Source organism: Pusillimonas sp. NJUB218, assembly GCF_003788685.1.
Classification (GTDB): domain Bacteria; phylum Pseudomonadota; class Gammaproteobacteria; order Burkholderiales; family Burkholderiaceae_B; genus Neopusillimonas.
This window is the reverse complement of sequence record NZ_NQMK01000003.1, coordinates 155,103-177,985: the sequence shown is the minus strand read 5'-3', so window position 1 is coordinate 177,985 and position 22,883 is coordinate 155,103. Positions and strand designations below refer to the sequence as shown.

4 protein-coding genes are annotated in these 22,883 nt (G+C 60.4%); 3 read left to right on the top strand and 1 reads right to left on the bottom strand.

Annotated elements, in window-relative coordinates; all coding sequences use genetic code 11:
• The first annotated feature begins 5 nt into the window (after positions 1 to 5).
• Genes CHR62_RS05770 through CHR62_RS05760 form a run of 3 tightly spaced genes read left to right on the top strand, consistent with a single transcriptional unit; the run spans position 6 to position 22,182 of the window.
• Complete coding sequence (locus CHR62_RS05770) at positions 6 to 3,899, top strand: AMP-binding protein (protein WP_123660320.1); 3,894 nt, start codon at positions 6 to 8, stop codon at positions 3,897 to 3,899.
• Positions 3,896 to 10,291 carry an AMP-binding protein gene (locus CHR62_RS05765; protein WP_123660319.1) on the top strand — a complete coding sequence of 2,132 codons (6,396 nt, stop codon included), beginning with the start codon at positions 3,896 to 3,898 and terminating at the stop codon, positions 10,289 to 10,291. Before CHR62_RS05770 ends, CHR62_RS05765 begins: the two co-directional genes overlap by 4 nt.
• Positions 10,288 to 22,182 carry a non-ribosomal peptide synthetase/type I polyketide synthase gene (locus CHR62_RS05760; protein ID WP_123660318.1) on the top strand — a complete coding sequence of 3,965 codons (11,895 nt, stop codon included), beginning with the start codon at positions 10,288 to 10,290 and terminating at the stop codon, positions 22,180 to 22,182. The genes CHR62_RS05765 and CHR62_RS05760 overlap by 4 nt, the downstream gene beginning before the upstream one ends.
• Here the strand turns inward: CHR62_RS05760 and CHR62_RS05755 are convergent.
• A complete protein-coding gene (locus CHR62_RS05755; RefSeq protein ID WP_233574894.1) occupies positions 22,172 to 22,882 on the bottom strand; it encodes a 4'-phosphopantetheinyl transferase superfamily protein in 711 nt (236 codons plus the stop codon). The two genes, CHR62_RS05760 and CHR62_RS05755, sit on opposite strands and share 11 nt — an antisense overlap.
• Position 22,883 lies beyond the last annotated feature (1 nt).

The following is a 22,883-nucleotide window of genomic DNA, read 5'->3' as shown; positions in this document are numbered from 1 at the left end:
TCCACATGTCTGCGCCACACGCTTTCGATCGCAACCCGACCGATGCAGATGCAATTGATGTCGCGCAACGACTTAACCAGTTGCCAGGCATCCATCATGTGGTTGGCGAGCAGGTTGTGCTTAACGACGGCCCAAAACACATTTACTGGCTCAGTGGGCCCGCCAGCCTTGACGTTGCACGACACCCACCCGACTGGGTCGGCCCCAATGCGCACCTTGTGGCCACCACACAGACGCCATCGGATACCGAACCCAACGCCTTGCCTCTCTGGACGCCGAGCGCGCTCAGTCAGGCGTGCGAAGCGCTTGTGCAACAAAATGGCACCCAAGACGTTGCCATCACGCTCACCCGACCCATCGGCACCCGCATTTCGTTGGGGCCAATTTATGCCGACAACGCACTCGAAACGCCCGACGAGCACACGCCTGTCCCGTCCGTCATTGGTCAGTCACGTAGCAACCAGCCGGCCATCAGCGACGGCGGGCCGCTTGTCTGGCCCAATGACCTGCCAGCCACCTGTACCGAGGCCATCCAACGCGCCGCGACATCGACCGGCGAGGTTGTCATTTACCTGCCCGACGGCCAGGTCAAACGTATTGGCTACCCCAAACTTTTTCAGCAGGCCCAATGTGTGCTTGCCGGGCTACAACACGCCGGGCTGCAACCCACAGACACGCTGCTGATTGCCAGCAACGATGCCGAAGTGCTCATTACCGGCCTGTGGGCCGCTATTCTGGGTGGCCTGTATGCCAGTGCCATCGAACTGCCCGACGCGCAAGCTGACCACACCGCCTACCAGCGGCTTCAGGCGGTGAGCCAGGTTTTAGACGGCCCCATATTGCTCATCGACGATGCCTCAGCCGCGCAACGCGCACACATTCCGGCATTCAGCGCACAGCGCGTCGTCACCATAAAAGCCCTGTTAAAAACGCAGGCTAGCCAGGCACGTATTTACACTGCCCAACCCGACGACATCGCCCTGATCATCATGACATCCGGCAGCACCGGTGTGCCCAAAGGCGTCATGCAAAGTCATCGTGCGTTGTTAAGCATGGTGGCCGGCGTGCAGCGCCAACGCTGCGCAGCCACGACCAACGACGTGTTCCTGAACTGGATGCCTCGCGATCATATCGGGGGGTTGGCCTTCGTCGTTTTGGGTGCGACCGCACTGTGTGCGAACCAAGTTCATGCCGACATTGGCTACATTCTGGGCAAGCCCGAGCGCTGGCTGGCCTTGGTCGACGCCTGCAGAGTCAGCATCACCTGGTCGCCCAACTTTGTCTACGAACTTCTGGGGCGGGCTGCGCGCGCCACCTCTCGAACATACGATTTAAGCAGCTTGCGGCACATCTTCAACGGCGGCGAGGCCGTCAATGAACTGGCCTTGCTTAAATGTGTGAACGAACTGGCAAGACATGGCATGCGGGCCAGCACGATGGTCCCGACATTCGGTATGTCGGAAACCTGCGCCGCTATCTCTTGCGGGCATTTGGGCAGCACCATCGGGGCCTTCAGCAGCCTCGGGCCGGCAGTTCCCGGCGCAAAAATCCGCGTCGTAGACGACGACAACCAGGCACTTACCGAAGGCGAGATCGGTCAAATCCAGATCTGCTCACCCCAGCTTCTGACACGCTATTTCGGTTTACCCCCCGATAGCGCGCGCGTTAACGGATCGGAATGGTTTGATTGCGGTGATGCAGGTTTTATCGCCGACGGCCAGCTATACCTGACCGGGCGTTTAAAAGACACCCTGAACGTCAGGGGAGTGACCGTCTTTGCTCACGAGCTGGAAAACACGTTGGCAAAAGTTTCCGGCGTCGACCCGACCTGCCTGTCTGTTGTACCAGTCAGGCCGCCAGGGGCGAGCACCGAAGAAATCGCCGTGTTCTTCTCGACCTACCCTGAATCGGGGCTGGACACCCCTCCGGTTGTATCGGCTGTTATCGGGGCCATGCGCGACGCCTTGCGTTTAACACACGCCATATCAGCCGACCATTTTGTACCCTTGAAATCCGCCGATTTTCCGCGGACGCCTATCGGCAAAATCGTAAAGCGTGAGCTACGCGAACAATTCGAAGCCGGTCACTTCAATACCACACTGGCCCGTTTGCAAGCCCTGGCGGCTGCACAACAACATCGCGTTGCACTTCATCGTCAAGTCTGGGCGCCAGTACACGACCACCGCCAAACGCTGCCGGTCACGGCATACGTCATCGTTGCGCCCGACACGGCACAGAACAACCCGCTGCAACATTTGCTGGGCGCCTTTGCCGCCGCCACTCAAAAATTACTCGTTATCGATCTGCGCCCACGGCTACAAGACAGCGCATTGCGCAAAGGGTCGACATACGACCTTCTGCAAGCCTTCGCCCACGCCATACGCGAAGACGATACGCCAGAGGGCAACGGCCCGTGGCACATTCGTATTGTTGCCACCAAAAGTGTTTTTAGCGGGCCAGAAGACGCCATCGACGACGAAGCCGCAACGCTTTCGGGTCTTGTTGGCAGCTTCAACCTTGCCAAAGACCCGGTTATCTGGTCGCTGGTCGACTTGCCCCCTATCGCGCAGGCCGAGACAGCGCTCAGCGCGCCTTCACATTTCGAACCGCTGCTGGCCTGGCGCCAAGGGCAGTTTCTGGCGCCCAGGCTCAATCCAATAACCGAGCTGCCACCCAAGAGACCCCCTTCGGAATCGGAGCTATGGCTGGTCGCCGGGGGGCTGGGCGGCGTCGGTGAACAATGCTGCCTGGCGCTCCAATCGCTGGGAGCAAGCCTGATCGTCACAGGGACAACGCCCGCCACACAACTGTCAGCAGAAAAACAGCAACGGCTTGATCGGCTTAGCCAAGGCGGATGGGTCAGGTACACCCATGTGTCAGACGCCCAGGCACTTAGCAACGAAGTCAACGAGGCCGAGCGCCTGAGCGGTACAGTATTGCAAGGTGCTGTGCATGCCGCCGGCGTCGACCTATCGGGCGACGAACACTGGGACGACGCGCAGTTTCAGACTGGCCTGGATGCCACGACGGGCACGCTAAACGCGCTAAACGCCCTGGCATGCGACAAAGCCAAACTAAAGCTGCTGGTCGTCAGCTCGGTGGCCGGCGTCAACGGGGCGCGCATCAAAAGCTATGCTGCGCAGCAGGCGGCGTTTATCGCCCAGGCACAGGCCGGACGAAGCGCGGGGCCCGCCCCGACAGTCGTGGCTTTTTCTGCTTGGGACGACACCGGTCTAAGCCGGGCACGCACGAACGCAGCACTACTGGCCAACGACGGCTTACTTCCCGTCCAGCCGACAGCCGGGCGCGCCATCATCCAGTGGGCATTATCAGCCCCCGGAGGCGTCATTTGCGCCGGCCTCGACGACCAACACCCTCAAAACGCCTGGCGTACCATCCGCCCGGCAACACCAATGCTCGAACCGTCTGCCTGGGCGCCTCATGCGGGCGCAGTCTGCCTGCCCGACGCTCATGGGGCCGCACGCTGGATGCCTGTTTACAGCACAAAAGGGGCGCCGCGCACCTCCGAAGGTTTGCTTGATCTCGCACGTTTAGGTCAGTCCACACTGCAAACCAAGGCCACCACCAACGACCCGGCAGCGCCGTGTATTGCGAGCTTTATTGCCGCAGCCATCGACATCGGCACACCCAGCGTCGACGACGACTTTTTTCTGGTTGGCGGCGACTCGGTAAAAGCCACCCAATTGGCGGCCCAGCTTTCAGAATGGTTTTTCACCGAAATTCCGGTCGCGGCCATATTCCAGCACCCAACTCCGAACGCATTGGCTCACTACCTGCGCAAGCAAACCACTGACCCCGAACTCTTTGACACCGTCATCGCCCATTTAAGCCAAGTGATAGACGGCATTGAACCGCCGCCCGACGCATTGGCCCCATGAAGCAGCTTTCATCACAAAACCACCAGGCACTGCAGGCCTTGCTGCAAAAAAAAGGCCTGCTTAAACAGCACGACACGCACAACAGGCCAGACGGCGCAACTCCCTGGGCCGCCGCAAGCCCGGTGCAGCGCATGTGGTTGCAGGAGTCTCTGGAAGGTAATGCCCTGGTGAACTGCCTGGGCCTGCATTTAGAATTTCTGGAGCCCTGCACCCTACCGCAATTAAATAAGGCCGTGCAGGCCCTGGTCTTGCGACACGAAACGCTGCGTACGCGGCACGAGCCCCAGAACGGTGTCATTTATGCGCAGGTGATCCCTCCTGCCCAATTCACCTTTGAGTTCGGCCCGCCACTGCTCGCGCCTTCAGCGTCCGAACTGCACGGCCTGATGTCATCGCAAAGCTTGTCTATCAATTTGAATGATAACTGGCGCATTTTTCCAATTATCAAGGGCGAGCAATGTTGCGGCGTGGTGTGGCTGATGCACCATGCCATCTGCGACTGGTTTGGTATTCAAACGCTGGCCAATGAGCTCATACAACACTTGCAGGGCATATCGCCCGCAACGCCAGCCCCCTTGCAACCCCGCGACTTTAGTCCGGCCGCAAGGCCGGCCAAAGCCGCAGAGACACAAGCCTTGCAAGCCTATTGGCGCGAACGGCTGCAAAACGCACCCGCCTATTTCCAGGCGCCGGTCACCTTGTTCAAGCACGACGGCGAAACACCTTACGATGCCTTTCGGGCCACGCTAAGCGCGGAACAAGCCAATCGACTGCGTACCGCCTGCCATCAACTTAAGACTACGCCCTATTTTTTCTTTCTGACGGCACTGACTTATGTGTTGTTGCGCCTGTCACGCCAGACCGAAGTGGTTATTGCGACTACGCTGACCAACAGAAACCGACCGGGCGCCGAACATGTTGTCGGCTGCCTGAGCGACCTGGTGCCCCTGCGCTGCCACCCAGACCCTCACGCGACATTCCCAGACGCCTTGCTCGCCCTACAACAACAGGTTGTACAAGACCTTGCGCACGCAAACCTTGGTTTTGCACACATTGTTGAGACGGTCAAACCCGAGCGCCAGCCGGGCAAACCGCCCTTGGCGCAAATCATGTTCAATGTTCTGCCTCGGCTCGACGTCACCCTGGCCCAGGCATCGCCACTGCCAATGGCGACCCCGCGGACCGACCTTGTCATTGAAATTATTGAGAATGACGGCTTCGACGCGGTCATCGAATGCCGCTCAGGACAGTTTCCTCAGGGCTTCGCCCAAATACTTGTGCAAGCGTGGTCGACCCTGGTGCAGTGGGCCCTTGAGCCTCAAAACCAAACGGCGCCAGTCAGCACTTGCGCACTGTCGACCAAGCAGTACGCCGTCGTCACAGCGTTATCAGACAATGCCGAAGCAACCGTCTTCGATGACTTCATGCAACAGGCGATGGCGAAACCCGGCCAAATCGCACTGATCGATGGCGAACACGCCATCGAAAATGCCGAGCTAGTGCGCCGGATTAATGCACTGGCGATGCGCATTGCCAACCACCCTTCGTTTTACATGGGTTGCAAAGTCGCCCTTTGGCTACCTCGTTCAAGCGACCTGGTCACCGCAGTACTCGCGTGCCTGAAGGTCGGTGGCGTCATGATCTTGCTCGACCCAGCGCACCCCGCAAAGCGACAACAACACATTTTGTCAGTCGCTCGGCCGGCGCTCATTATCGCGCCCCCTGACAACCCGCCCCCAACCGGGGCCAACGTCGCTATCCTTCATCCGGCAATACCCTCTACCACGCCCGAGTCCGGCACCGCGCCGGCGCCAACGACAGACGCTGTACCTACCGCCTTCATCGCCTTTACATCGGGCTCAACCGGCACACCCAAAGGCGTTGTCTGCACGCAAAGCGCACTGCTTAACCGGCTACGCTGGTATCGGCAAACGTTTCCTGCACAGCCTAACGATATCGCCTGCCTGAAAACATCCCCCGGGTTTGTCGACGTATTTGCCGAAATGCTCGGCCCACTATGCGCCGGCATACCCTTGGCTATCGCCTCGGATGACATCGCCACTGACCCTGTTGCTCTGGCTCACCTGATTGATCAGCACCGGGTGACGCGACTGGTAGCCGTACCCACCCTGCTGCAGGCGATGCTGGATCATGTCGATAATATCGACATCCAATTAAGACATTTGCGGCTTTGCACCAGTAGCGGCGAGTCACTACATCCGACGCTCGCAAGCCAGTTGCTCGACCGATTACCTGACTGCCGTCTGATCAATATCTATGGGTCATCCGAAGTCACCGCTGACGCCAGCTGGGCCGAAATTCGACGACCGGTGGGCGCCCGTTGCGATATCGGCGAGCCCTTGCCCGGCATGGCAATGGCCATCGTCGACAGCACTGGGCATGCCGTACCCGACGGTTTCCCCGGAGAACTCGCCATCAGTGGTATCGGCCTTGCAGAAGGCTATCTCGACACCCCCGAACTGACCGAGCAGCGCTTTTGCGCCTTACCGGCCTTCGGCGGGCAGCGCGCCTTTTTAAGCGGCGATTCGGCCATAAAAATACCGCAGGGTCCCACCGTGCTGCTTGGCCGCCAAGACCGTCAGTTCAAACTCGAGGGTGTGCGTATCGACGCACTCGAGATCGAAACCGCCCTGAGTGCGTACCCCGGCATCGATGCTTGCCGTGTCGTACTGGTCGACCCGAACGACCGACCCTGGCTGGCGGCCGCCGTCGTTGGGCGTGCCCCACTTGATCAGGCGCAACTTCGTGCGTGGATGCAAAGCCAATTGCCGCGCGCCGCAATCCCGACACGGTTTATATGGTTGGACACGCTGCCGGCCGGCCCAACCGGTAAAACCGACGATGCACGTATAGCCCAGTTGGCCATCGACAGCCAGGGCTCCGAAAGCGAGGTCACACACGAAGCGCCGCAAGACGACATCGAACGCATGCTTGCCCAGCAATGGTCAAGCGTATTAGGACGCTCAATCGCTCACCGTCACGCCCACTTCTTCGACCAGGGGGGGACCTCTTTAAAAGCCATTATGGCCATGAACACGCTACAGCGTGCGACAGGCGTGACCGCGCAGGCTCGGTGGCTGTTCGAAACCCCTACTCTTTCCGGTATTGCCGAACGCTTGCGCCATCTAGGCGTGCGGCTACAGTCAAGCGCCAAAGCAGCCCCACCCTCAGAAACACCGCCAAAGCCACTGCCCGCGACCCAGCCGCAACGCGCGCCACTCACGTTTAACCAGCAATGGCTGGTTCGAGAATACGTAGCTAACCCGAGCCGTACTGCCTATAACCTTGCGATTGCGCATCGTTTCGACAACGTCCCCGACGTGGCCCTGTTAGTTGGAACCCTACAGAAACTATCTGACCGCCACGCCGCCCTGCGCACTCACCTGGTGCTTGAGCTGGGGCAGTGGTCACAACTGACCCTGCCTCCGGGCACTGTACTACCCGTTACCGTACGTCACGACCCAGCCATGGATGATGAGGCGGCGCGGACGTATCGTGACCAATTGGCGCAGATCCCCTTTTCGCTGCCCGACGAACCCTTGATCCGGGTCGACATTTGCACGGCCGCCAACAATAAAACTTATCTGTTTATGTTGGCCCACCACGCGATGCTAGACGGCTGGTCCAGCGAAAGACTGACACGTGACCTGGCCGAGATATACCTGTCATCGCCGGGGCACAACATACTGCCTGCCAGCGCACCCGCCGGCATTGACGATGTGGCCCGCGAGCAGTCGGCGCTGATGCCGGACATTTCCTCAAAGCTGGGGACCTATCGCGACTACCTGGCCGCAGCCGCCTGCCCGCGCTGTCCACCCGTTGCCCGCGGCGTCAAACGGGGCGGCCCATTGGCGCGACTGGCCGTCGCTCGGCTGTCGGGCTCACACCATGCACCGCCCGCTCAACATGTCACGCCCTTTATCATCGGCCTGTATGCACTCACCGTCGCGCTACAGCAGTTCAACACACAGAACGGCCCGGTGACTATTGGCTTTCCCGAGGCCGGGCGACATCGCCCGGAGTGGGAGAACACCGTCGGCTTTTTAGCGAACACGGTGCTGGGGCGTTTCGATGCGACAGCGCAGGCAACATCGCACGCTCAAACCCTGGACACCATACGTCAGCAGTTTCTGCAGGCGATCGAGTTCCAGGACGTCCCGACTTTCTGGCTTCAGGATCAAGGCTGGAAAGGGCTTGACGATGACGGCGACGACCTGCAAGTCATGATCGTCCCCGAACAAGATTTCGACTGGACATTGGATATTCCCGGACTGGCGGTCGAATGCCTGGGGCAAGCACGCGCCACCCAGGCCCGCGTCGACATTGCACTGATCATCAGGGCCGACGGCGACAACGGCACCACATTCGACATTGAATATGACAGCGGACGGATTCAGGGCACATTTGCCCGAACGTTGGCCGACCTTCTGGGACACTTGCTGAACCAGGCTGCCACGGCAGCGCACTTTGAAAACGGGAACTCGAGCGCGTCGCCCTGGGGTACGGGCATGCGCCATCACCTGGCGCTGTCGGGCATGGCAGATGCCGTACCGGCAACATCGCTACGACTAAACGACCTGATCACGACCCTGGCGCAATCTTGCCCTGACCTGATTCTTGCCAGTGATGACTTAAGTCAGTTGACTGCGGCACAATTGAATACGCAGGCCGATCAAATGGCCGAGGCAATTCGCAAAGCCTACGGCGCACCGGCCGTCGCTGGGCTGTGCGCAACGCGCTCAACCCGATGGCTCACAACGCTCCTGGCCCTCTGGAAATCCGGCGCCACCGTCGTCATTTTCGACCCATTATGGCCAACAGAGCGCATTGATTTCATCGTCAAAGACGCCGGGGTAACGCTGTGGCTGGACGATCCGGCCCTCGACGGCCTCGCCCTCGTCAAAGAAGGCATTGCCGCCCAGCAAAACCCTGCTTTCCCGGACACCGCCAATACGGCAATACCCGCCAACCCGGTCGCCGCAATAGTGTACACATCGGGCTCGACCGGCAAGCCCAAGGGCGTGCCGGTGCGTCACGACGCGCTGATCCGGCTGGGGCAGAGTCTTGCCACCCACTACAAGCTGGCACCGGGCAACCGCATACTGCAAGTCGTAGCGCCTGCATTCGATGTTGCTCTGTCGGACATCGCCATGGCCTGGGCCTGCGGTGCCCATCTGGTGGTATTGCCGCAGCACGATGTCATGCCGGGCAACTCGCTGAACCAGGCGATCGAACGCCATGCCATCACTCATATGCAAGTACCCGCCGCAGTGCTGCATGCCACGCCTGCACAGTCCCACCCTTCGCTGCAGCACGTGATTGTCGGCGGCGAGATTTGCCCGGAACCTACCCTTTTGGCCTGGTCAAAGCAGGGGCAAGTCGACATTGCCTATGGCCCCACCGAAGCTACAGTCACGGCTACCTTGGCCCGCTACCGCCCAGGTTTGCAGCCCGGCGCACTGGGCAAGGCTATTGCCGGCAACCAACTGGCTATCGTCGATGAGGCTGGCCGACCGGTACTGTGCGGCATGCCCGGCGAACTCTTGATTGCCGGCCCCCAGGTTACCGACGGCTATCACGGGCACGCACAGACACTATCCGCAGCATTTAAAACAACTTCGGTTTTCGGCGCCACCTGCCGGGCCTACCGCACCGGTGACCAGGCCTGGATGGATCATGACGGACACGTATGGATATTGGGCCGCAAAGATCGCCAGATCAAAATTCGTGGGCAACGCATTGACCCTGAAGAAATCGAAATCAACCTGCGCGCGCATCCCGGCGTTTCGCAGGCAGCTGTGGGAACGCGCCCCGACAGCCACAACGACAAGCAAATCGTAGCGTGGGTCGTACGACTCACCCAAGACACCACCGACGACGATTTGCGACAGTGGCTACAACAGCGGCTTCCTACCGCCTACCTGCCCGGGCGCTGGATCTTTTTAGACGCCTTGCCACTCAACGCCAACGGCAAAACCGACTGGTCAGCCTTACCGGATCCGACCGCCGATGTGCCGCAAACGCCCGCCAGCGCTGAAGTACTGGCGCTTGAGACAAACGACCCAATAGACTTGGTCACAGAAACCCGCGCCAACACCCCCTCTATCCAGTACGCCTTAGATGACGAAAGTGATATTGGCGATTTTCTGGAAGCGTGCTGGCAAGCGCTGCTTGAGCGTGACGATATCGAACGCGACCGCAGTTTCTTTGACTATGGCGGGCATTCGATGCTGACCGTAAAACTACACGAACGCCTTGAGGCCGCCTTTGGCCTGACCCTGCCCATTGGCGAAATCTTTGGGCACCCCACCATCGACGAAATGGCGGCTTACCTGCACGAGCGGCGTAACGCCACCTACGGAGCTTCATGATGCAGTCGCTGCCCGAGGGCCCACAGCCCGGGAAACACATTACCGCCACTCAAGCCACAACAAAACTCAAGCTAAATCCAGAGCAAGTGCGATTGTGGTTTCTGGACAAGCTCAGCCAAAACGCTCAAGGGTTCGTGCTGCAGGCCTCATTCGAATTGCGTGGCCCGATTGACACCGATGCCCTGAGCCGTGCCGTCGCCGCAGTTGTCGATAAACACGGTATTTTGTCCGCGCAACTGGTCGAAGAAGACAACACGCCGTGGCTGACACTTAACTCGACGCTACCCGCACTGGAACGCTGTACCGCAGAAACGCCTCGGACTTTACCCACCGACCGACTGTTTCGGGTCATGCTTCAACCTCTGGGCAAGCACCATCAACTTACCTTTTTAATTCATCACATCATTGCTGACCGGACATCGATGGCCATTGTCATCAATGACTGTTTTGCCGCGTTGCAAAGCCAGACCATCGGCAAAGCGCTACAGTTTGCCGACCGGCTACACGAGTCTGCCCCAACTGCCCCCGATGCCCAGGCCTTGGCCGACTGGTGCAAAATACTTGAAGACGCACCCGCCGAAATCAATCTGCCGCTAGATCACCCACGACCAGCAGAGCGAGGCACCCAAGGCGCCATGATCAGTCGGCCACTCCCTGCATCCGCCGACCTGACCCAGGTTGCCCGATCGCTGGGCGTCACTCCCTTTATGGTGTATCTGGCGACCTACGCCGAGCTGTTACAGCGCTGGAGTGGTGACGCCGATATCGTCATTGGCTGCCCGGTGTCTACGCGCCAGACAAGTCAAGAGCAAGACATGGTGGGGTTTATGGTCCGAACGCTGCCGCTGCGACTGCAGTTCGAGCCGGAAGACGCGCTGCCCGCCCGCGTCAACGTCATCAAGCACACACTGCTGACCACGCTGGCACGCCCGCCGGTTTCGCTGGACCAGATCGTCAGCGCACTCAACCCGCGCCGACACCTGAACCGCAACCCGCTATTCCAGGCCATGTTTGTATTGCAGGCGCAGGCACTCGATATCCCGAAACTGCCGGGCATCGACATTACCGTTCTGCCATCGACACTGCTCGCCCCCGAGGTCGACCTGAACCTGAGCATCGAACGTTCGACCGACCCGGCGTTTCCATATGTCGCTCATCTGGAATACGACCCGGATCTTTTCGAGCCCGAAACCATTGCCGAATTTTTGCGGCAGTACGTCGATTTATGTTGTCAGACCGCTGGCACACCCCAGCCAGAACCTATCCGTGTGGCTCGTTGGCAAGGTCCCGTCACAGCGCTGCCCAACGAGTCCGTCGACGCCCTGATCAATCGGAGCCTTCACACCCTACCCGCTGATCGCTGCGTAATTGAAGATGCGACCACGAGCCTATCGGTCGCGGACCTTCTGACACGCACGCATGACATCGCCCGCGCGCTAACGGCCCGGGGGCTTGGACATCGGTCTGGCATCGGGCTCTGTGTCCCGCGCCTGACAGAACTGACCCCGGCGCTGCTGGCCATCTGGCGTATTGGCGCCCATGCTGTATTTTTACCGACGACTGGACCTGTTGAAGCCATCGCCGAGCGGGTACGCAACGTCAGTATCGACCTGATCCTGACCGGCTCCGACAGCCCTGACCTCGATGCAGTTCATACAGACGCCCTGGCTTGTGCCAGCATCGAGTCAGTTTTGTCGACGGCACTCGCAAACCCGCCTGCGCTTGAAACACTGCCGATAAAGAACGCCCTTGATCAGGCAGCCTATGTGTGCTTTACCTCGGGGTCTACCGGGCAACCCAAGCCCGTCTTCATCACGCACGAAAGTCTGCTGAATCATGCGCTCGATATCAGCCAGCGCTTCGGGCTGCGTGACGCAGATCGGGTACTGCAATTTGCCATTCCATCGTTTGACGTATTCATTGAAGAGGTCGTCCCCAGCCTGCTGACGGGCGCCACACTAGTACAACTGGGCCGTACGCATACCCGCGATCTCGAGGCTTTTACACAAGCCTTAATAACGCAAGCCATCAGTGTGGCCAACCTGCCCGCGGCCTACTGGCACACCTGGGTTCACGAACTATTGGTTGGCGGCGGTCACGTACCCCCCACTTTGAGGTTACTGATCACTGGCAGCGAAGCGGTGCAGGCAGAGGCTGCCCGCACATGGCTGGCGCGTGCGCCACATTGCACGCTGCTTTGCGGCTATGGCCTGACTGAAACGACGGTATCGGCAAGTTTCTTTGAAGTCACCCAAGTGCCGGCCGATTGGTCGACCCTGCCCCTGGGCGCACCCATCCATAATGTAGAAATAGACATCGTCGGGCCCGACAATGAGCCCGTACCACCGCTATGCCTGGGCGAGATCCGCGTACGCGGCAAAGCGTTAATGCACCTGCCGGACACCGAAGACAAACTGACACCCTTAGACGCGCTGCGCACCGGTGACCTGGGCCGCATGAGCCTGGACGGCAATCTATGGTGCTTGGGTCGACGCGACCGGCAAGTCAAGATCCGCGGTATTCGTGTCGCACCGGCCACGTTGGAAAACGCGCTGCTGCAAATTGATGGCATTACCGAAGCGGCCGCCGTTGTGCATCGCACCGGACAACGCAACAGCCTTTTTGCGTTCATCAGCGGCCGCTCCGCCTCCGGCTTGAAAGACCTGCTGAAGAATCGTCTGCCCGACGTGCTGATCCCCGACCAGATCCTCTCACTGGCCGCCCTACCGCGTACCGTTCAAGGCAAAACCGACTATCGGGCCTTGGCCGTGCAGATCGCGCAGGCCCCCGAAACCCATGCTGCTGTCCCCTTGGATAGCCACGAAGAACGACTGGTAGCCCGCTTGTTTGGCGAAGTGCTGCAGCGTACCGCGATTGGGCCTGACGATAATTTCTTCGATCTCGGCGGCGATTCAATCAGCAGCCTTCAGGTCATTTCACGCGCCCGACGCGCGGGCCTGGACTTATCTGCGAAAACCATTTTCGAACACCAGACCGTACGCGCTATTGCCCAAAATGCGATAGCGCAAACACTTACGGCCGAGAGCGGCGATGCCACCGGGCCCGTTTGGGCCGCACCAATACTGGCGTGGTTCAAAGGCGAAATGCGCGGCACCTGGCAACACTTTAATCAAGCCGTTGTTATTGCGCTGCCGACCCCCTTGGATTTGAACGCGCTGCAAGCAGCCCTTGATGCAGTGATCAAGTGTCACGAAGTGTTTGGACTGCAAGTTACCGGGACCCCGGGCCCAGCAGCACAGTACACCATCCCGACGCATCGACCCGCGCCTTACTTTGAAGTCCTGACACGTCCGGCAAATATGCCGGATGCCGACTGGGCAGAGCAACGCAAACACGCGCTAGAGAACGCTCAAACCCGGTTGGACCCTGCTTCGGGTTTGAACGTTGCCGCCGTCGCATTCCCCACTGACCACCAACTCATGCTGACGGTGCATCACCTGTGCGTTGATGTCTTATCGTGGCAAGTTGTGCTGCGCGACCTGCAAAACGCTTACGAGTCGCTGGTACACGGCTACCCGGCGGCCTTGCATCGCCATGGCACACCGTACCGTCGCTGGGCAGCAGCACTGGCGGCCTACAGCCAACGTCCCGAAGTTCAGGGCGCCCTGTCTTTCTGGGTAAATTCGCTATCGCCCGTACCAGACCGTCTGGCACCGGCGCTGCCGGCCAACCCCGGCATCGAAGCCGACGCCCGCAGTCATGTACACGAACTGCCACCCGCCTTGACGCAACATCTGTTGCGCAAAGTACCGGCAGCGCTGGGCTTGCGCATGGACGAAGCCCTGCTTGCAACGCTCGCCATGGCGCATGCCAGCCAACATGGACGCGTGCTACGAGTCGATCTTGAGCGCAATGGTCGGGGCATGCCCATCGATGACCTCGACATTACAGAGACCGTAGGCTGGTTTACGTCAGTCATTCCGCTAACGCTGCCTGCTCAAACCGACCCTGCCCTCATGGCAGCACAGGTGAAATCGGCCTTGGCACAGTGCCCGCACGACGGCCTGAGTTACGGCTTGCTGCGGTACGGTGACAACCCGGCGGCGGCCGCAGCGCTAGCCGCCTTGCCGCCCGCCGATGTGCTCCTTAACTACGTCGGAGTACTCGATGGCTGGACACAGGCTGCTTTCCAACCCGTAGACGCCGACACCGGCCCAACCATTGCAGCCAACCTGGCACGTAGTCACCGCATAGAGCTGAACGCCGGCGTGGTGGCGGGCCGACTGCGCTTAGCCATCAATTACGCGGCAGGGCCAGGCAGCGACGCCGCGGCGGCGGCCCTGATGGATGCGCTCGCGGTTGCCATTGCCCAGCTGGCACATGCCTGCGGCTATCGCGAAACTGATGACAACGATGCAAAGGCCGACGACCCGGCAGCGCAGCTGCCGGTAACGCCGCTGCAACATGCCATTTTGCTTCATAGCCTGCACGACGCCGACACCTATTTCGACCAGATCCACTTCCGTTTAACTGGCCCGCTGGACACCCACACGCTGAAGAAGTCCTGGGCTGAACTGCTGGCTCGACATGGCGCACTGCGCTGTAGTTTCGATTTCGACGCGAGCGAACAGCCGTTCCAACATATTGCCGCCAGCGCCGAGCTGCCCTGGCATGACTACGACTGGCGCAGTATCGAACCAGCGACAGCGCAAGGCTATCTCGACGCCTTGATACAAGCGGATAGACGCAAAGGCTTTGACCTGCATAATCCGCCGCTCATGCGCATGCACCTGATTCGGCGTGACGAGCAGCACTACGACTGGATCTGGAGCTGCCACCACCTTATTGTGGACGGCTGGTCAGTATCAATATTGATGCAAGAGTGGATGACCCTGTACCGCCACATGTCAACAGGGCAAGCCGCAAGCTTGCCCGAGGCACCGGACTGGGCCGACTTCGTCAGACATTGGGACGCGCTCGATGCAACAGCCGCCCGCCAATGGTGGGCCCAAAAATTGGCCGACGCGACACCCACCCTGATTGGCCGGCAGCCAACCGGCACCAGCGCGCCCGCCAAAGCACAACAGCACAGCCACGTCACTCTTGACCCCGCCATGCGCGATGCGCTGGGCGCCATGTGCCGACAACACGGCGTTCCGTTGGGGGTGTTGATACAAGCCTCGTGGGCCATGCTGCTGCGCCGCTATCAGTACAGCAACACCGTCACGTTCGGGATTACATTCGCGCACCGACCACCCGCAACTCCGAACGCAGACGCCCTGGTTGGCATGACCATCAATACGGTCCCCGTCTGGGCCGACATGCACCCCGACATGACGCTGCGGACACTGCTTGACGCCTTGCGGCAACAGTCGTTTGACCGCGCAGACCATGCATTCATCGGCCTTGAGGACATCTTGCAATCGGCAGGCTGCACGTCTGCAAGCCCTTTGTTCGATACGCTGCTGCTGGTACAGAACTACCCTCGTCCCGACAATCTGGTCGCTGGTGAGCTTAATGTGTCGGTCAGCGCCGTGCTGGAGCAAACCAATTTTGCCGTCACCGCCATCATGACGACAGGCAACGACGCTGGCCTGACACTGGCATGGGACGCCTCACGTCTAACCGATCGTGTGGGCCAGGCGATGCTTCAACACTGGCATCAAATGTTGCGTGGCATGGTCACACAACCCGAGGCGCGTCTGAACACGCTATCGCTTTACGATGCCGAGACGCTTGCCTCCCGACTGGCCGTAACCCACGGCCCCGATACGAAACGGCCCGCCACCATGGCACCGGAACAAGTCGACCAATGGGCCGACGTGATCCCCGACCACCCAGCCATAAACGCACACGACGGGACATTGTCTTATGCCGCATTAAGGCACGCCACCAATGCCCTGTGCGCAGAACTACAGGCCCAAGGCATTCGCCCCAAAGACACGGTTGCCCTGCATCTGCCCCGTGGCGCCCGTGCAGTCGTGGCCCTTTTGGCCATTATGAAAGCCGGTGGCATGGCCATCCCCATCGACGCCAGCTACCCAAGCGACCGGGTCGCCATGATTCTTGACGACAGCCAAGCCAACTGGCGAGTCACCGAGTCCGGACTGACCGACCACGCAGGCTCCGTCGGGCGCAGCACCCAACCGATCATTTTCGACACATTGCCGCCCCCTGAGACGCCGGCTTTAAATACACAGGTCTCACCCGCTGTCATTTCGCCCGATTGGCCTGCTTATCTGATTTACACCTCGGGCTCGACCGGAAAGCCCAAGGGCGCCATCACCCGGCATCAGGGGCTGGCCAACATGCTGCGAGTCCAGCAACATCACATCGACCCCCAGCCGGCCGATCGGGTGCTGCAGTTTGCGTCGTTGGCGTTCGACGCTTCGATTTGGGAGATTTTCATGGCGCTGGGGGCCGGCGCCACCCTGTATATCCCGAACCCCAACGCCGTCGGCTTTGGCGAAGAGCTGCTCGACGACCTGGCACGCCAAGCCATTACCATCGCCACCCTGCCGCCCTCTTTACTGATTGCCCTGCCCAAACGGCCATTGCCCGCGTTAACGACGATTATTGTTGCAGGAGAGGCCTGCCCAGCTGCACTGATCCCCAAATGGGCCGACGGGCGGCGCTTTTTCAATGGCTATGGCCCCAGCGAGACCTCGGTATGCGCCACCTTGCACCTGGTATCAAGCACCAGCGACCCGGTTCCGATCGGCCAGCCAGCCGCGCATGTGTGCGCCTACGTCGTCGACCTGGACGGCTTACTGGTGCCGCCAGGCGGCGAAGGCGAACTGGTCATTGGCGGCGAGGGCGTTGGCCCCGGATACTTGAATCGTCCCGACCTGACAGCCGAACGTTTCCACCTCGACCCATGGCAGCCCGATGGCATCGCCCGAATCTATCATTCGGGCGATAAAGTCAGCATTGACGCCGACGGCGTTCTGACCTTCATCGGGCGTATTGACCGCCAAATAAAAGTGCGGGGCTACCGGGTCGAACCGGGCGAAATAGAACGCAGCATCGAACACCTGGCTCCCATCGACAAGGCGCTGGTCGGTGTTACGTCAGCCGCCGACGAGGCTGTTTTATGCGCCTGGGTGTTACCTGCAGCGGGCGCCTTGATCGACCTTGCGGCATTACGCCAAGGCTTGAGTCACCGCCTGCCAGGGCACCTGGTACCCACCCGGTTCCAGATCATTGACCACATCCCGCTGACCACCAATGGCAAGATAGACTGGTCTGCCCTGCCCGCAGCCAACGACAACGTTACAACCGCCCCCGAACGCGCCGATACACAGGCACAGGCAACCCGCACGCCCGCCAATCTGATCGATGTCGTGGCTCAGACGCTTGAACCCATATGGTCCAAACTGCTGGGCCAAACCCGCATTGACAGACACCGCAACTTCTTCGACCTGGGCGGACAATCGCTGCTGCTCGTCAAAATGCAGCCCATTTTGCGCGACACCTTCAACGTCAACGTACCCACAAAAGTACTGTTCGAGCACGCCACCATTCATGGGCTGGCAACGTGGTTATCCGCGCAGCAGCCCGTCATTGACGCACATGCCTCCAATGGCGAAACCGACGACATTGCGGTTATCGGCATTGCATGCCGCTTCCCCGGGGCCGATTCGGTGGATGCCTTCTGGGAAATGCTGTACGAAGGACGCGAAGGCATACATACCTTCGACGCGGCCAGCCTGGCGGCCGCGGGTGTACCGGCACAAGTGATGACGCATGAAAATTACGTTCCGCGACGGGGCATCATTAGCCGCAGTGACCAGTTTGATGCCGAGTTTTTCGGCATTGGTCCACGCGACGCGCAGTTGCTCGATCCACAGCACAGACTATTTCTGGAAGGGGTTTGGAACGCTTTCGAAGACGCCGGCGAGGTCCCCGGTGGTCATGTGGGCGTATTTGCCGGATGCGGTCATAACACATGGCTGAAAGAAGTACTGGCCCCAGCTGGGGAAAACCTTGAGGGATCGGCTGGCTTTCATGCCATCACCGCCAACGACAAAGACTTTCTAGCCACCCAGGTCGCCTATCGGCTCGACCTCACCGGACCCGCCGTCACGGTTCAGTCGGCCTGCTCGACCTCGCTGATCGCAGTCTCACAGGCCGTCGATGCCCTGCGCAGTGGGCGCTGCGACATGGCGCTCGCGGGCGGCGTTGCTGTCACCTACCCCGAGCAGCAAGGCTATACATATGAGCCCGGCATGATTCTGTCACCCGACGGCCATTGCCGACCTTTCTCGGCTGACGCTGCCGGCACTGTTCCCGGCGCAGGAATGGGCGTAGTGCTGCTTAAGCCACTTTCACAAGCCAAGCGCGACGGCAATCGCATTTATGCGGTGATCAAAGGCACTGGGGTCAGCAATGACGGAGCCCGAAAGATGAGCTTCGCCGCGCCAGGCGTCGATGGTCAGGTCAAGGCCATCCAGGCAGCACTGTCGGCGGCCAAGCTAAACAGCAACGATGTCGACCTTATCGAAGCACACGGTACGGGTACCGCACTGGGCGACCCCGTTGAAATTACCGCGCTGGGCCGGGTTTACGGCAAACGCGACGCTCCCTTGCTGATCGGGGCCGTCAAAAGCAATATCGGCCACGCCGACGCCGCTGCCGGCATCGCCGGTTTCATCAAGGCTGCGCTCAGCCTGCATCACGGTTTCATGCCAGCCAGCCTGCACGCTGCAACTCCAAACCCTAAGCTCGACCCCGGCCCGAATCGCTGGTTCGATATTGTCAGCGAAGGGCGCAAACTCGTTGCCCCAGGCCGCCCGCTACGGGCCGGCATTAGTGCGTTCGGCATCGGCGGCACCAATGCCCATGTCATTCTCGAACAGGGCCCCGATGCGCCACCCCGGCCGACATCGTCGCAAGCCGCCTGGCAACTGGTACCGATCTCGGCCGCTACGGCAACACAACTTCCACAAGTTGCCCGCAGCCTGGCAAAACGACTGGCGTCACTCGACCGGAACGAAAGCTTGTCTGATGTTGCTACATCGCTGCAACGCGGCCGCGCCAGACTCAAAGTACGCAAAGCCTTTGTGTCCAACGCGTGTCCCGCACTGCGTCAGATGCTGGAAAGCGTCGATACACCAACAGCGTCGACGCGCAAGCCATCGAAGATCGCCCTACTGCTGCCGGGGCAAGGCGCTCAGCACCCAGGCATGGGTCACGCTTTGTTCCATCAGCATGCAGGCTTTCGTGACCACCTGGAAGACTTGTCCGACCGATTGCAGCCGCTGCTATCGCTGTCTTTAAAAGACGCCCTGTACAACGGCCATCTCACCCCCGAGCAATGGCAAGACACACGGATTGCCCAACCCGCTATTTTTGCAATCAGTCTGGCATGCGCTCAGTGGTGGTCGTCCATCGGTGTCAAAACAGACGCCATGCTGGGCCACTCACTGGGGGAATACACTGCGGCCTGCCTGGCCGGCGTGTTTTCGGTAGACGACGCCCTGGAAAGCGTAGCCGAGCGAGCGCGCCTTATGGCAGCCATGCCGGGCGGTGCAATGTTGGCCGTTGCCCTGGACGAACAGTCAGTCAACCAAGTGTTGAACCTTCACCCCATGCTCGACCTAGCGGCCATCAATGGCCCACGACAGGCCGTAGTTTCAGGCCCGCACGAGATCGTCAGCGCCGTCGCAGAACAGCTTTCGGCACAAGGCATTGCCGTTCAGCGCCTGCGCACCTCCCACGCATTCCATTCGCGCGCGATGACGGCGGCCGCCGAAGGGCTAAGCGCCTTCTTGCGCACGCGCAAACTGAACCGTCCAACCCGCAAATTTGTGTCCAACCTGACCGGCACATGGATATCACCTGAACAGGCCGTTTCTGCGGACTATTGGGCACAACATATGCTGGCGCCAGTAAAGTTCATGGACGGACTACGCACGTTACAAGACAAAGGCGCGTCGCTGGCCATCGAAGCCGGCCCCGGGCAAGTGCTGTCGCTGCTGGCGCGGGGACAAGGGCTGATCACTCTGCCCACGCTGGACAGCGCACCGGCCAACGCCACAGCTACCACCTTCGAGCCTAACCCGCCGGCCTATCAGCAGAGTGCGGCGCAGTTGTGGGAGGCCGGTATCGATATTGACTGGAAGGCCTTCAATACAGCGCCGGGCCGACGCATTGCCCTGCCGCCTTATCCTTGGGCGCATCAAACTTTCAGGCCCGCCCCCCAAACGGGCCTTACGTCGTCTGCGTCGGCAACGCCCAAGCCATCCAAGCCAGCCCCCGACGACTGGTTTTACGCACCGCAATGGGTGCTCTGCCGCTTGCCTGCCGCCGATAATGTCCGCGCCGACCCGATACAGATTTACTGCGAATCGGATAACCCGGCCGAGATACTGGCCGACAACCTGCGATCCAAGGGCTACCACGTCAACATCGCCATGAGCTCAGACGGGCTTCCTGGCACGGTGGGCGATGACTGCACACATCTGCTGATACTGGCGACGCCGGGCCCAGACGACAATGCCCTGCAGGCCCAACAACGTATCAGCGACATACTGATGCGCGTGCGCGACACCCTTCGTCAGCGTCATCCCGCTACCCTGCACATCGACCTGATCACCTATGCCGGCGCGTCTACGGGCATGGAGGAAGTCGCCAACCCAACCCATGCGGCACTCATCGCGGCTTTCCAGGTATTGGCACACGAGTTCCCCGAACACCGTTTTGCCGGACTGGACCTGCCAAGGACCACCGACACGCCAATGGCGGCTGACATCCATGCCTGGCTGCAAACCGAGCGCGCGGGACTGTTCGTTGCGCGACGCCAGGGGAAATACTGGACTGAGCAGGTAACACGTGTCGATGTTCCCAAAGGAGATACATGGCCGCTGCCCCGGCATGCCACCGTGTTGATTACGGGAGCCACCGGCGGCGTGGGGCAAGCCTTTGCCAAAGACATAGCCCGACGGGTCGATAAACCTCATTTGCTGTTGGTCACGCGGCAACCCAGTTTGCCGCAAGACCTGCGCGCTTCGCTTGAGCAGTTTGGCGCGCGGGTCAGCCATCTGTCGGTTGACCTGGCCGATGAGACGGCTTTTGCCCAGGCCCTGCACAACTGGCAGCAACACGCCGGCCCAATTCATGGGGTGGTTCACGCCGCGGGTGTCGCGGACTACGGTGGCGTCATGGCGCGACGCGACCAGACATCGATCAATACGGTACTGGCCCCAAAAATTGCCGGTCTTCACGGTATAGAACACGCATTAGCCAACCAACCCCTGCAGTTTGTCGTGTTGTGCTCAACGCTGGGGTCATTTTTACCTGCCGCCAAGTTCGGCCAGGTAGCCTACAGCGCGGCCAACGCGTATTTAGATGGGGCGGCCAGCGCCTTGGCCGCTCGGCAGCCATGGCATGTCGTGACCATTAACTGGGATGACTGGGTAGGTGCGGGCATGACCGAGGCTGCCCGTCGTCGGGCGGGTTTACCGCCCTTACCGCCGGACCACGGCTTACGGGCTGACGAAGGCCCGGCAGCGCTCCGACGCGTTCTCCAGACCCGCCTTACGCGCGTCGCAATTGCTGTCAACGATCTTCCAGCGCTAATGAAGCAAACCCGTACTTGGCTGCGCGACGACCTAACTGACCCTGACGCAGCCACTGCGGCCCAAACACAGCAGGTCCCGATCAAAACAACCTCATCGGCAGCAGCCGACACGTCGCTGGATCAAACACTGCTGCAGTTTTTCCGGGAAGTGCTGGGCGCGCCCGACTGCTCACTTCAGGACAGCTTTTTCGATTTGGGTGGGCACTCGTTGCTGGCCATGCAGCTGATCAGCAAGATTCGTGAGTCGACCGGGCACGACGTAACGCTGATGGATTTGTTCGCTGCATCGTCAGTATCTGAACTGACCCAGGTGATTGCGACCAGAGCGGGAAAGTCTGCTACGGGGTAAACATTGGTATTGGCAGGCTGCCCGGGCGTAGATCAGTGCTCAGCCACGTTACCGCCCGGGTCCCGCTCAGCCCGAACGAGGCGGCCACACCAATCCGGTAGCCAAAACCGGCTTTGACATAGACTTGCCAGGCTTCATGCGGTTGGGCAAAAGCGTCAGGCAAGCGCGTCGGCTGTATCGGGCTCCCGCCCAATACAACAGTCGGCAACGCAATGCGCAGGCCAAGACCGACCGCTTTGATCAGGGCCTCTTTTGCCACCCACCATGCCACCCGTTGCGCATCCTGGGCCTCGGGCGTCAGCGCGGTCAGCACCGAAATCTCTTCGGGCGACAGCCAGGCCGCGTCCATCTCCCGCAACGCACCCGCGCGGGTATCCGACTCAATGTCGACGCCCACGGGGCCGCGCCGCGACAGCGCGACAGCGACATATCCATCGGTATGGCTAAGATTAAAGTGAATGTCTTGACGAGGCGAGACCAGATAAGGCTTGCCGTATCGGTCTGTGGCATAACGCCAGCGCGCCTGCTCGGCACAATAAGTATCGAGCGCGACCTGCAGCAAAATATGCGCCGCCAGATACGACAGGCGGTCAGGCAAACGCACAAACCGTTCGGCCCGCGCCAGTTCAGCTTCAGAAAGTCGCAACAGCCATTCGGGCGCTATCTGGGCGGGTACCGGCGCCACATACACCGTTACCATC

Coding starts and splice junctions, on each gene's coding strand:
- CHR62_RS05770 (WP_123660320.1), top strand. CDS start 6: ATGTCTGCGCCACACGCTTTCGATCGCAACCCGACCGATGCAGATGCA.
- CHR62_RS05765 (WP_123660319.1), top strand. CDS start 3,896: ATGAAGCAGCTTTCATCACAAAACCACCAGGCACTGCAGGCCTTGCTG.
- CHR62_RS05760 (WP_123660318.1), top strand. CDS start 10,288: ATGATGCAGTCGCTGCCCGAGGGCCCACAGCCCGGGAAACACATTACC.
- CHR62_RS05755 (WP_233574894.1), bottom strand. CDS start 22,882: ATGGTAACGGTGTATGTGGCGCCGGTACCCGCCCAGATAGCGCCCGAA.